The organism is Pseudomaricurvus alcaniphilus (assembly GCF_011440395.1).
GTDB lineage: Bacteria > Pseudomonadota > Gammaproteobacteria > Pseudomonadales > Cellvibrionaceae > Pseudomaricurvus > Pseudomaricurvus alcaniphilus.
Genome location: NZ_JAAOIX010000001.1, coordinates 1,001,603 through 1,015,015 on the forward strand (window position 1 = coordinate 1,001,603; position 13,413 = coordinate 1,015,015).

The 13,413-nt window shown below is 48.9% G+C and carries 11 protein-coding genes; 5 read left to right on the forward strand and 6 right to left on the reverse strand.

The features are described 5' to 3' along the window. Positions 1–38: 38 nt before the first annotated feature. The 5 genes from G8764_RS04300 to G8764_RS04320 form a co-directional block, all read right to left on the reverse strand. Complete coding sequence (locus tag G8764_RS04300; protein ID WP_166162176.1) at positions 39–1,175, reverse strand: CaiB/BaiF CoA transferase family protein; 1,137 nt, start codon at positions 1,173–1,175, stop codon at positions 39–41. 26 nt (positions 1,176–1,201) lie between these two features. After that, entirely contained in the window at positions 1,202–1,972 is a 771-nt protein-coding gene (locus G8764_RS04305) for an SDR family NAD(P)-dependent oxidoreductase (RefSeq protein WP_166162178.1), read from the reverse strand. 25 nt (positions 1,973–1,997) lie between these two features. After that, positions 1,998–3,131, reverse strand: coding sequence for an acyl-CoA dehydrogenase family protein (locus G8764_RS04310; RefSeq protein ID WP_166162180.1), 1,134 nt, complete (start codon positions 3,129–3,131; stop codon positions 1,998–2,000). Positions 3,132–3,323: 192 nt separating this feature from the next. Continuing rightward, positions 3,324–5,498 carry a 3-hydroxyacyl-CoA dehydrogenase NAD-binding domain-containing protein gene (locus G8764_RS04315; RefSeq protein WP_341806291.1) on the reverse strand — a complete coding sequence of 725 codons (2,175 nt, stop codon included), beginning with the start codon at positions 5,496–5,498 and terminating at the stop codon, positions 3,324–3,326. A gap of 9 nt (positions 5,499–5,507) precedes the next feature. Beyond that, positions 5,508–6,716: an acetyl-CoA C-acetyltransferase gene (locus G8764_RS04320; protein ID WP_166162184.1), complete on the reverse strand. Its 1,209-nt coding sequence runs from the start codon at positions 6,714–6,716 to the stop codon at positions 5,508–5,510. A 146-nt stretch (positions 6,717–6,862) separates the two neighbouring features. Between G8764_RS04320 and G8764_RS04325 the strand changes: the two genes are divergently transcribed. The 3 genes from G8764_RS04325 (at position 6,863) to G8764_RS04335 (ending at position 9,911) form a co-directional block, all read left to right on the forward strand. Further along, complete coding sequence (locus tag G8764_RS04325) at positions 6,863–7,894, forward strand: AraC family transcriptional regulator (RefSeq protein ID WP_166162186.1); 1,032 nt, start codon at positions 6,863–6,865, stop codon at positions 7,892–7,894. Between the two features lie 36 nt (positions 7,895–7,930). Continuing rightward, positions 7,931–8,293: a hypothetical protein gene (locus G8764_RS04330; RefSeq protein WP_166162188.1), complete on the forward strand. Its 363-nt coding sequence runs from the start codon at positions 7,931–7,933 to the stop codon at positions 8,291–8,293. 685 nt (positions 8,294–8,978) lie between these two features. Further along, the gene (locus G8764_RS04335; RefSeq protein WP_166162190.1) at positions 8,979–9,911 is read left to right on the forward strand and encodes a LysR family transcriptional regulator; all 933 of its coding nucleotides are present in this window, start codon (positions 8,979–8,981) and stop codon (positions 9,909–9,911) included. A gap of 229 nt (positions 9,912–10,140) precedes the next feature. On the opposite strand, the gene G8764_RS04340 is transcribed toward G8764_RS04335, so the two are convergent. After that, positions 10,141–10,791: a TetR/AcrR family transcriptional regulator gene (locus G8764_RS04340; RefSeq protein WP_166162192.1), complete on the reverse strand. Its 651-nt coding sequence runs from the start codon at positions 10,789–10,791 to the stop codon at positions 10,141–10,143. A gap of 305 nt (positions 10,792–11,096) precedes the next feature. Between G8764_RS04340 and G8764_RS04345 the strand changes: the two genes are divergently transcribed. Both G8764_RS04345 and gstA read left to right on the forward strand, forming a co-directional pair. Then, positions 11,097–12,701, forward strand: a complete 1,605-nt coding sequence (locus G8764_RS04345) for an FAD-dependent monooxygenase (protein ID WP_166162194.1) — start codon at positions 11,097–11,099, stop codon at positions 12,699–12,701. A 68-nt stretch (positions 12,702–12,769) separates the two neighbouring features. Next, the gene (gstA, locus tag G8764_RS04350) at positions 12,770–13,372 is read left to right on the forward strand and encodes a glutathione transferase GstA (RefSeq protein ID WP_166162196.1); all 603 of its coding nucleotides are present in this window, start codon (positions 12,770–12,772) and stop codon (positions 13,370–13,372) included. Positions 13,373–13,413: the final 41 nt, after the last annotated feature.

The window sequence follows — 13,413 nt, forward strand, 5'->3', positions numbered from 1 at the left end:
ATAGTTCCAATTTCGCTTATTGGGGCTCCAATTTAATGTCATGACAACACCCCAGCTTTATCCAGCACCTCAATAGCCTGTAAAGAAAAGCCCCAATCTTCCAATACAAGCCTAGTATCGGCTCCCTCTTCATGAGGTGCTAAAGGAGTTTGACAAATTGAACGACTAAAACGTGGCGCTGGTGCGGGTTGCAGAATGCCGCCAACATCGATATAGGTCTCGCGTGCCCGGTTATGAGGGTGACCCGGTGCCTCCTCGTAATCTAGAATCCCGGCAATACACGCATCACTACCTTCAAATAATTTCACCCATTCATCTCGAGTTTTGGATTTAAAAGTCTCCGTAAAAGTGGCTCTCATCTCAGGCCATCGCTGAGGGTTATTTTGATCCTTAACAAAACTTTCTGGAAAACCTGCTATGCGGACCATCTCGGCAAAAAACTTAGGCTCTATAGGGCCGATTGATACAAACTTGCTATCCGCCGTTGCATAGGCGCCATAAAATGGCACACCGCCGTCCAATAGATTTTTATTTCGTTCAGTCTGCCAACCGCCCAGTTGATCCAAGGTATAGAACATGCTCATCAGATGTGCAGAGCCATCTGTGATGGCGGCATCGATGACTTGCCCCTTACCTGACTGTCGTACTTCCAGTAACGCCGAAAGGATGCCAACAACCAGGAATAAACTGCCACCGGCAAAATCGCCCACTAAATTTAAAGGTGGTACCGGCTGATCTTTGGTACCGATCGCAGCGGCAGCACCAGTCAATGAAATATAATTGTAATCGTGGCCAGCTGAATTCGCCAGTGGACCGTGCTGTCCCCAGCCTGTCATACGACCATAGATAATCCTGGGGTTGCGCCCTAAGCACACATCGGGACCAAACCCTAAACGCTCCGCTACGCCGGGCCGATTGCCTTCAAAGAAGACATCAGTCCTTTCAACCAGCTTTAACAGAACCTCCAAACCCTGCGCGCAACTCAAATCCAATGCAATACTTTTCTTACCACGGGAATTAATATCCATCGCAGAAGGGGGAGCAATAGAATTGGGCTTAGACGCACGCTCGACCACAATAACTTCAGCCCCCAGGTCCGCCAACAGCATACCAGCGTACGGGCCGGGACCAATGCCCTTCATTTCGATTACCTTTATCCCTGCTAATGGTCCCATAGGAACTCCTTCGGCTGGCTTATCGGTTACTTAGGTTGCATACGGATACCGGCATCCATGCGAATGCACTCTCCGTTAGTGTAATCATTTTCTACAATATACTGGGACAGGTGCGCAATCTCATCGGGCCTGCCTAAACGCTGGGGGCACAGCGGGCTATGCGACAAGGCCTCGTACGCGGACTCGGGTAAAGAGTCAAACAGCGGCGTGTGAATCAAACCTGGAACAATAGTATTCACGCGAATACCATAACCGGCCAGATCACGCGCGATCGGCAGGGTCATACCCACGATGCCGCCCTTTGACGCACTATATGCAGCCTGGCCCATCTGCCCCTCATAAGCGGCAATAGATGCGGTATTGATTATTACCCCACGAGCGCCATCGTCATTGACCGGTTGTTGCGTGGTCATCTGCAATGCGGCCAAGCGTAACACATTAAATGTACCGTTCAGATTTACATCAATGACCGATTTGAAATGACTCAAAGGAAAAGCGCCATCCTTGCCCACGGTCTTGACAGCACTGCCAATGCCGGCATAGTTGTTACAGATATGTACAGCACCAAATTTTTCAACAACCGTATCAATGGCCGACTGAACAGCGTTTTCATCGGTAACATTGACGTTCTGGTAGATCACATTATCACCCAGTTCGACCGCCAGCGAGTTACCACGCTCATCGTGCATATCAAAAATGGCTACGCTGGCACCCATACCCGCATAACGACGGACCGTAGCCTCACCCAAACCAGACGCGCCACCAGTAACGATAGCAACTTTACCTTTAATATCCACATCCAACTCCCATAACCATTTTTATTTAATCCAGAATACTGCTGTAGTTATCCGTAAAAATATCCCGACCAATAATCAACTTCATAATCTCGGAGCTACCCGCTAAAATACGATTAATCCGTGCATCAGTGAACATGGAGCAGATGGCATACTCCTGCATATAACCGGCGCCTCCGTGCAACTGCACGCCAAGATCCATCATCCTCCACTCCAGCTCTGTGGCTTGCAACTTACCCTTAGCCGCCATATTCACAGTAAGACGGCCTTCATTGTGCTCGGAAACGCAGTGGTCGACATAGACCTGCAGGATATCCAACTCGGCATCCATTTCGGCTAATTTAAACTGGGTGTTCTGCATGTGCGACAGGGGCTTACCGAAGACTTTTCGCTCCATAGCAAACTCCCGGGTGATGTTGAATCCCCTGCGCGCATTCGCAGCAGCCATTACCATGGCGATCAGTCTTTCCTCCGCCAGCCCCTGCATCAAATAAAAGAATCCGCGACCAGGTTCACCGAGAATGTTTTCCTTGGGGATAACCACATTATTGAAGAATAACTCGGCGGTATCCTGTGCCTTTAATCCCATTTTATCGAGGTTGCGACCGCGCTCAAATCCATCCATACCACGCTCTACCACACACAAGGTCATTGAGTGCGAATGGTCCTCCGAGTCAGATTTGGCCGCAACTATGACCAAGTCTGCGTTAATAGCATTAGATATGTACGTCTTGGAACCGTTGAGCACATAGTGGTCACCCTCCACATTCAAACTAGAACGCATACCGGCCAAGTCGCTGCCGGCATCGGGCTCGGTCATAGCGATAGCGAGAACCTTCTTACCGGATACACAGTCGGGCAACCAGCGCTGCTTCTGATCATCACTGCCAAAATGCTCCAGATAGGGGCCGACCAAACGACTGTGCAGTGTGTTGAACCACTCTCCACAGCCTGCTCGCTGAGTTTCTTCGATTATGATTTGCTCGAAGCGAAAGTCTTTGTCGCCCAAGCCGCCATATTGCTCATCGGGCCAGATCATCAAGAACCCCTGCTCTCCCGCTTTCTCAAACGCCTCGCGATCGACGATACCCTGTTGCCGCCAACGCTCTACGTTTGGTGTAATCTCAGCCTCAAGAAACTTGCGATATGCTTCACGAAACATAGACTGTTCTTCGGTAAATTTTCGCACTTCATCACTCTCTAATTAAGGATCATCTAGGTTTAAACATCCAGCCATCAAGCTACTTTTCTTGTGCGCGACAGCCGCCGCAGAAATTGGCCGCAAAGGGTACACTGCGGTATCACCAGCGGCCTGGAGGCAATGCCCGCTCGCTAAACAGGCAGAGCTCTTCAATTAAGTGAACAGCTCACATCTGGCAATTTTCTCGACCACGACGGCAGGGCAGTTAAATCGATCGCCATAGCTGGCAGCCAGCTCTGCACAACGGGCCCGAAAATTTTCCAGCCCGTAGGTATTGACGAACTGAATGAATCCGCCTGTCCACACCGGCGCGCCTATACCCATAATAGAGCCAATATTAGCATCAGCTACACTGCGCAGGACATTGGTCTCCAGACATTTCAGCGTCTCGATCACCTGCCGGAACAACAGGCGATCCTTTACATCCTGCTCATCCAAATCGACATCCGCCCTATAATAAAAATCGAGTAATTTTGGCCAGATATTGCGGGTGCCGTCTTCCGCATAATCGTAGAACCCACCGCCCCAATGGCGACCACCGCGCCCATGTTTAGTGAGCAGAGTATCGATGACACCGTGCATAGCGTCCCGCTCGCCCCACTTGTCTGCCTGGCCAATATTGGACCAGGTTTCGTGTAACTTGCGGGACAGCTCCAAACTGGTTTCATCGTGCACCTGCAGCGGTCCCACAGGCATACCGACAGCTTTGCCCAGGTTGTCAATTTTCACCGGGTGCAACCCTTCTGTTAGCAAACGGCACCCTTCATCCAGATACGTTCCGAAAGTCCTTGAGGTGTAGAAACCCAGCGAGTCGTTGACCACTATGGGTGTCTTTTTGATTTGTTTGGCATAGTCGAAAGCCCTGGCCAAGGTCTCATCACTGGTCTTTTCACCGCAGATAATTTCCACCAGTGGCATTTTTTCCACCGGCGAGAAAAAATGGATACCGATAAAGTTCTCAGGTCTACTGGAAGCTTCTGCCAGACGGGTAATTGGCAGGCTGGAGGTGTTTGAACCCCAAACACCATTTGCCGCCAGATACTGCTCAGTTGCAGCGGTAATCCTGTTCTTCAATTCGATACTTTCAAACACCGCCTCAATAATCAGGTCACAGCCCTGCAAATCTTCGTCACTGGCAGTGGCTTTGATCAAACCCAGAACCGCAGCCTTCCTGGCTTCATCCATACGACCGTTGCTAATTCCTTTTGCCAACAGTTTTTCGGTATAGGCTTTGCCTTGCTCAGCCGCTTCGACGCTTATGTCCTTCAAAATCACTTCTATGCCAGCCATGGCCGATACATAAGCAATACCCTGGCCCATCATGCCGGCGCCCAGCACACCCAACTTGCTGACTTTCTGCAGCTCGATTCCCTTAGGACGACTGGCACCACCGTTTACCTTGTTCATATTAAAAAAGAAGGCAGTGATCATGTTCTTCGCTTGCGGTGTCAGTGTCAGATACACCATGCCACGTGTTTCAATTTTCAAGGCAGTTTCAAAATCCACGTTGGCCGCCTCAACTGCACAATCCAGAATTTTCGCAGGTGCCGGCAACAAGCCGCGAGTCGTCTTTGCCAACATGGCGGCAGCGCCGGGGATCAACTGAGCCATTCCGGGTGAATTGACAACGCCGCCAGGAATTCTGTGCCCCTTACGGTCCCAGGGTTGAACTGCAGCGTCCTGGTTGCCCTTGTTCGCAAGGATATACGCCCTGGCTCGCGGCAGCAGCTCTTCCAGAGACTCGACCGTCTCGTGAATCAATCCCGCCTTAAAAGCCTTGTCAGCAGCAATGCGTTTGCCTTCCAGCAGATAGGGCAAGGCCAGTTCCAGACCCAGCAGATTGACCATACGAACGATACCACCACCGCCCGGCAGCAGCCCGAGCGTCACTTCTGGCAAGCCCAGTTGAACGGAGTTATTGTTCCACGCGATGCGGTGATTACAGGACAGGCATATTTCAAAACCGCCCCCCATGGCCGCTCCATTGATAGCAGCAACCACGGGTACCGGAAGTTTTTCCAAACGGCGCAGCGGTGCTTTGACCGCTTCCACCAGGGCTTGTAGCCGGGCTTCCTCACCGCGCTTGACAGCGACCAATTCGTTCAGGTCGCCACCGGCGAAGAAGGTCCTTTTAGCAGAGGTCAAAATAACGCCCGCCAGCCCATTTTCAGCTTCCAGCTTATCCAGAGTCTCAGCCATGGCCTGACGGTATTCGGCATTCATGGCATTGACCGGACCGGTCTGGTCCATGGTTATCGTCACGATACCATCTGCGTCTTTCTGGTACTTAAATACACTCATCACTTGCTCCCGGAAATTAATAGTCATTCGGTGGAACTACACACGCTCAATTATGGTGGCAATTCCCATACCGCCACCTACGCACAGGGATAACATCGCGCGTTTCATACCGCGGCGTTCCAACTCATCCAACATAATACTGACCAGCATCGCGCCAGTTGCACCCAGCGGGTGCCCCATGGCTATAGATCCACCATTGACATTGGTTACTTCATGACTGATATCCAGATCCTTCATAAAGCGCAAGGCAACTGAAGCGAATGCTTCATTGATTTCCCACAGGTCGATATCGGATGGCTTGAGACCAGCCTTTCGCAGACATTTTTTTGCTGCCGGCCCAGGTCCTGCCAGCATAATGATTGGGCAGGTGGAAGTAACGACTCCGCAGACCACGCGGCCGCGAGGGATCAGCCCGAGATCCTTGCCTGCCTGCTCGCTGCCGATCAATACAGCGGAAGCGCCATCAACGATACCGGAGGAGTTGCCCGGCGTATGGACATGTTCCACGCGCTGCAAGGTGTTGTATTTGCGCAAAATGACATCGTCAAAACCCAGACCGCCCATCACTTCAAACGAAGGCTTCAGCTTTGCCAGCCCCTCCATCGTCGAACCAGGCTTGATGAAATCGTCTTTTTCCAGAATCGTCAGCCCGTTTTCGTCCTTAACGGCCATTATGGACTTATCAAAATAGCCATTGTCACGGGCGTGGGCCGCACGGCGCTGGGACTCTAGGGCAAAGGCGTCGACATCTTCACGGCGGTATCCGTCCAGGTTCGCGATGACATCAGCGCCAATGCCCTGGGGAACAAACTGTGTTTCCAGCTGGAAGGCGGGGTCCAGGCTCATGGCCCCGCCATTCGCCCCCATTGGTACACGGGACATACATTCCACTCCGCCGGCAACCAGCAGATCCGTCCAACCGGAAGCAATTTTTTGGGCCGCCGTATTCACCGCTTCCAGACCCGACGCGCAAAAGCGATCCAGTTGCACCCCCGCCACAGATTCCGCCCAACCGGACTTTTGCACAATCATCTTTGCTACGTCGGAGCCCTGCTCCGCTACGGGGCTCACACAACCCATGATCACGTCATCCACATATGCCGTATCCAGGTCATGGCGCTTTTGCAGTCCCTTCAACAAACCCGCCCCCAAGTCGATGGGCTTGACCTGATGCAGGCTACCGTCCTGCTTGCCTTTACTGCGGGGAGTGCGAACGGCATCGTAAATGTAGGCGTTGTTGGTCATATAAGGCTCTCAGCAATGTTTATGATAGTGATCGAAAAAGGCCGTTATCATGCTCTTCAAGCGTGGCTGTGACAATGACGAACAGCGCCACGAGATAGACATTATGTTACAATTCAGACTATCAATGCGTATTGAAGGGCACCACTATGGAAGCTGTTACAATCTCATCAGTTTACGCCCAGTCTCTGCTGGAGGGCTATGTTTTAAAGGGCTATAACCCAAAGGAACTACTGCGCTCGCTCAATATCCCAGTGCAAATAATGAACAATAACCGACTGCGAATATCGACATTAGATTTCTCTCGGCTGTCTGGCCAAGTTATAACCACACTGCGCGATGAAACCTGCGGGCTGCTCAACACCCCACTACCCCTTGGCACTTTGGAAACGTTGATTCGCACGGGCTTTAGCTGCTCTACCATCGCCGATGCACTCAAACAGACCAGCCGAACACTCAATCAGATTGCTTCAAGCATCCAAACAGCGCCAATAGAAGACGGCACAAGCATTCGGATTGCTCACGTGGTACTACCCATGACCGGTATCGTCGGCCATTACGCTCTGGAAAATACTATGCTGCTGTGTCAGCGCATCATGTGCTGGCTGGCTGGGGACTTTATTCCACTGGAACGAGTTAACCTTAAACACCCGGAACCGCGCTTCAAGCAGGAATATCAGTATTTATATTACGGCGCACCGGTTTACTTCAGCCAGCCAGAGAACTCCATCATTTTCAGCGGCGAACACCTTGGGCTTCCAGTGTGCCGAGACCGTAATGATCTGGGAAATTTATGGACAGACACCCAGGTAAAACTGTTGACACAACCCAAGCGCAGCTCGTCAACATCTGTTCGCCTACGCTTATGGATGGAAAAAGTCATCCGTAGCGGCGAAACCCCACCACTACTGACTGAAGCCATCAAACATTTTTCGACAACTGAACAAACCCTGAGAAGAAAGCTGGCAAAAGAAGGTCGCTCATTCAGACAAATGAAAGAAGATGCCCGACGAGACATGGCCATTTACTTTTTAAATTCGAACCGTTATAGCATAGAGAAAATCAGTGAAAAGCTTGCTTTCTCAGAGTCCAGCGCCTTTATTCGCGCCTTTAAACAGTGGACTGGTATGACACCACTGGCCTACCGGGAATTACAGTCAATAAAACCCCCGCCAGATTGAACAAACCACCACTCGATTCACTCATCATTAAATCAAATGCCTGAAAACCATTTATACCAAGCAGAAACATTCAACAAGCTGATCCCCTCAACAGAGCTCTGTCACAACCTCCGTTCTCCGCCTGCCTCGGACAAAAAAAGTTATACAATGGAAAACAAGCTTTTTTATTCGAATAATTGGAACGCGCCACGCTCCCTTTCGGTGATTATGCACAACTCAGAAACACAGTGGTATCTGAGCGACTCGCCCGATCGAATACCCGAAACGGTGTTGCGCCCACCGAAACTGATGACCAAAGTCAACCAAGACACCGCCACGGGGGAGCGCACCGCCAATTCGGCCACCCGATTAAGGGGTTATATTCAGTATCAAGAAATGCCGCTCAACAGCAAAGGGTAGAATTCGCAAGAACGTAAATTGGATCCCAAAAGTATCGCACGGAAGAAGCATAACCCCTGAATTGTGGCTACACTACGTCTGCGGTCAATGTCACTCTACAGACGGGCTCGTTAGTAGGCCCGAGACAAAGCCAAGCAGCCTACTGAATAAGTCGGAATTTTCCAGTTGCGAGTAGAAAGCCGGCGATTTAGAATAATAGACCAAGAGATTTAAAGGGTAGCGGCTTCCCTACGACGAGAATGTAGTAGACTACTTGTTTACCGCCCAGTCGAAGCGGGACCGACCTGTCAAGTCAATGTATCGACCACTGCGCATGAGACGCAATGCCCATTTAGAACATTGCCAACATTATCGTATAGAGCGCCCGGCCAAAGGCTCCAAGCGATGCTGAAAGCGGCTATCGCGATCGTCGAGGCCCGGCAGGAGATTATCAATTACTACTTAAGGCTATATGACAAACGAAGGCTGAACTCGGATTAGAATAACATTTGCCATAATAATTACGAGCCAACCATAACCAATATGAGGCGGGCAGATCAACCGGGCAGCCAAAAGACGTATTTAACCATTCTATTGGCCAGGGCTCCAAAACACCTGACCAACTAACGAGTGATTACGGGCTGTGTTATCAGCTAATATATTGATGCGCATCGGGTTCAAATCCGCGCAATCCTTACAAGAAGCAATGACCACTATGGTAAATACCCCAAAAAATCTCAGGGCAATTGATTTAAATCTTTTGCCCGTTTTACGATCCCTCCTAAAGACAAAGAATGTCACAAGAACTGCTGAACTGTTACACATGAGCCAATCAGCGGTGAGCGAGGCACTAAAACGCATTCGCCTACAATTTAACGACGATGTCCTGGTTCGTGTTGGGCGAAATATGGTTTTAACGCACTTTGCCCACACAATTGAAGAAAAGCTCGACAGCGCTTTAAAAGAAATCGAAACTCTTACTCAAGCAGAAGAGATTGACCTTCTATCGCTTCATCGTGAAATTATTATAGCAACGGCCGATTGCGTTATTGTAGCTTTAGGAAAGAAGCTAATCGAAGAACTAAGAATAAAAGCACCTAACGTCCACGTGCAAATAATCAATGTTCCAGAGACACATGTGCTAGAACTTGAAAGAGGCGAGATAGATTTTATAATCGTACCCGAACCCATCGTTGAGGGTAACACCTTGTACAAAGAACCCCTATACAAGGAAGAGTTTATTTGCATAGCCAGACGAGGAAATCAAAAAGTCAGCTCGCCCTTAAGTAAAGATGAATTTTCGAAACTTGCCAATATTGGATATAGACCAGAGGCAAATAGCGCCATAAGAGTCAATCGCCCCTTTAAAGATGGCTGGGTGGAGCAATTATTGGTTCCCCACTTTACGTTACTACCATTTCTTGTTGAACAATCAGATTCTATCGCACTGGTACAGCGGCATGTTGGTGAAATTTATTCGCGTCACTTTGAAATCGATATCATAGAGTGCGACATGGGCATTGCGCCTATGCAAGTATCTGTTTTTTGGTCTGAAGCACATCAAAATGATGCATTTCATCGCTGGCTACGAGGAAAGTTCAAAGACTTTCTTGCGGACGATATAAATTTTATTCCGTAACACGCCCATCTAAAAAGAAAACATATCCGCTCTGGCATGCTAACAACAAACAAATGACTCAGCATCTATTAACGTTTTTAAATTTCCAGAACTACGAAAAAAATAATATTTCAAAGAATCGAGAAAAACGTTTATGCGATCAACACAAATCATTCTGCAACAAAAGAAAACTGCATACTTCAAAAGCCAGTAGTTGTAGTCAAGCGTAACTTTCCTCGTAGCTAAATCACTACACTTTAACGCCACGAACAACAATTTCAACAATTTCTTCTGCGACTTCTTTGGCCGAATCCAACTCATCACTTTTCAGAAGATCAATCTTTGACGTGAGTGGCTGCGAACACAAAGCAGCCCCCCCGCCATGTGCGATCAAGAAAAAAATCAACGATGGATTTATACTTTTAAGCTCACCCGTAGAAACCCCCTCATCGATTATTTCCTTGAATACCGCTATCAGTTTTTGATGAGCCGAAGATTCAAGAATATAATCCAAGCGCGCCGTATTGCGCGCCCCCTCATAGTTAGCTAGCTGTAAAAATGCGGGAAACTTGAATAGTGAAACAAGCAAATTAACCGCAGCATTTCGCAATTTATCCTCTGCGGTATTTCCTTTATGAATCGTATTAACCTGCGCCAACAAACTCTCCATACCTTGGTCAAAAGCTGCTTTCCATAATTGCTCTTTGGTACCAAAGCGAGCCGGTATCAAACCGTGGCTTATCCCTAACTTGGCTGCCAACTCACGCATTGACATACCATCGTATCCCTTTTCGGCAAAGGCCTTTAGCGCTTCAGTTAACATCTCCTCACGATGCACAACTCTTTCATCACAGCCGCCAGGGCGACCTCGACGACGAGGCTTGGATACTATATTCGGCATGTATTTCCCATATGGATATCTAATATATTTGAGCAAGAGCATATGGTACTACATTTAACCCATGCCACTAATAGTGGCATGGGAAATAAGTACCCGAAACTCCATAGCTTAAAATCTTTCAGCCAAGCTGCGAGAACACCTAACATTAACCAATACACGGGTTTTTTAAAGGTGGAAACCATATCTACAGAGGTTAGAGCTGGAATAAATTGGCTACAATGAAATTTTAATATACAGTTGACAAATTACGAGAGATTTCGCTATCCTTCACACTTGTCTATTTCCTGCCTTTTAGAGGATACATAATGTCTAACAAAACTCAGGTACTTATTGCAGGCGGTGGCCCCGTTGGTTTAAGCCTATCCCTGGAATTAGCATCCCACGGTATTAAATCAATCTTGCTAGAGCGAAATGCAACAACGACGCGCCACCCGAAAATGGATTTAACCAATGGCCGTAGCATGGAACTATTTCGCCGAATGGGCGTAGCAGAAGATTTACGTGCTGTTGGTGTTCCCGGCGACCATCATTTGGATATTATCTGGGCAACCAGCGCAACGGGTACCGTCTTACATCGCTTCCCCTACCCCACACCTGACGGCAGAAGAGACCAGACCCGCGTTGCTAATGATGGCCGCGGCACATGGGAGCCCAGCCTCCGTGTTTCTCAAGTAGAAGTGGAGCCTGTGCTCAAACAAAAAGCCGAAGAAAGCGAATTCATCGATGTGCGGTTTGGTTGGGCCTACGAGTCACATGAAGAGACCGCAGACGGTGTGCTTGTGACTATCCGCAACACGGAAACCGATGCAACTGAACAACTTAGCGGTGACTACTTAGCCGGCTGTGACGGGGGCGGAAGTAAAGTACGTCAAGCCATGGGTATAGAGCTAGACGGGCAGTTCAAAGTGGCGGAAGCCTATACCGCACATTTTCGCTCTACCGATTATGACGTTCTGGCGAAATTTGGTATAACTTACCATTTACAAACTGCTGTAGGCAGTATGATTTCGCAAAATGGAAAAGATATTTGGACTATCCACGGCTTTACAGAGCCACAACAACCCAAAGAATGGATTAGGGAGTTTGTTGGCCAAGATTTTGAATTTGAACTGCTTCTGTCTAACCCCTGGACACCTCACCTTGTGGTAGCCAAGGAATACCGCAAAAAACGCGTATTCCTGGCAGGTGATTCTGCCCACCAATTAATTCCAACCGGTGGTTTTGGCATGAATACAGGTATCGGAGATGCGGTCGACCTAGGCTGGAAGCTTTCCGCGGTACTAAACGGTTGGGGTGGTGAGGCATTATTAGACAGTTACGAAATTGAGCGCCTTCCAGTAGCACAGCGCAATGTCGCTATGTCATTCGAGAATACCAAGGTACGTATGGCCATAGCAGAAGCATATGCTAAAGCGATGGAGGAAGGCGACCTGGAAGCCGATGACGCTGAAGCCAGACGTTTAGCGCTTGGCAGTAAAATCAAGGCGCTTGGTAATCAGGAAAATGAGCGCTGGGGTGTTGAGCACGGTTATTACTATGAAGGCTCACCCGTCATCATTAGCGATGGCTCCGACCTACCGGAATTTAACCCTGATGTATGCCAACCGACCACTTGCCCGGGAGCACGCCTGCCCCACATTTACTTATATGACGGCTGTGCACTTTATGAATATCTAGGCAGAGAATTCTCACTCATCGTCATAGGCGAAGTTGACTCTTCAGCATTTGAAATAGCCGCCGCAAAAGCACAGCTACCCCTCACAGTGATTCGCCTGGCAAACGAGCCCATACTGGACCTGTTAGAACGTAAGCTCATTCTGGTGCGACCCGATCAGCATGTAGCATGGCGTGGCGACACACTGCCCGACAACTGCGAAAAAGTGATCGAGCAAGTAACCGGCAGGGTATAAACAGCAGGCCTGGCAGCAGCTTCCCTGTAATGAATGCTGTACAACAATCAATAAACTGTGAGAAGCCTATGAAACTCTATTATTTCCCTGGCGCCTGCTCCCTGGCGCCTCACATTGTATCAAAAGAAGCAGGTATCGACTTAGAGTTAATCAACACCGATATCCGTGCACACAAGCTCGAAGATGGCAGCGATTATTTTGACATCAACCCCAAAGGCTGTATTCCAGCACTAGCCTTGGATGACGGCCAGTTGCTGACAGAAGGTCCTGTAGTTTCTCAATATTTGGCCGACCTCAAACCCGAAGCCAAGCTAGCACCAGCCGCTGGAACTATTGAACGCTATCGTGTGCAAGAGTGGCTTGGTTATATTAACTCCGATATCCATAAACTTTATACCCCTTTGGTACGCCAGGCTGCAGAGGACATCCAGCGAGCAGCAAAAGAAAGTCTAAATACACGCTTTATTTATGTGAACAATGCGTTAAAAGGTAAGGATTTTCTTGTCGGAGAACACTTTACGATCGCAGATGCCTATATGTTTGTAATGATTTTATGGGCCAATCACCTAAAATTAGACATCTCAAAATTTGATGCATTGAATGCATATTTTGGCCGAATTGTCGCAAGGCCGGCAGTTCAAGCCGCCCTAAAAGCTGAAGGTTTGGCGTAGGATAGCACAGGAAGAAAAAAACCTGTGGTCATCTTAATATA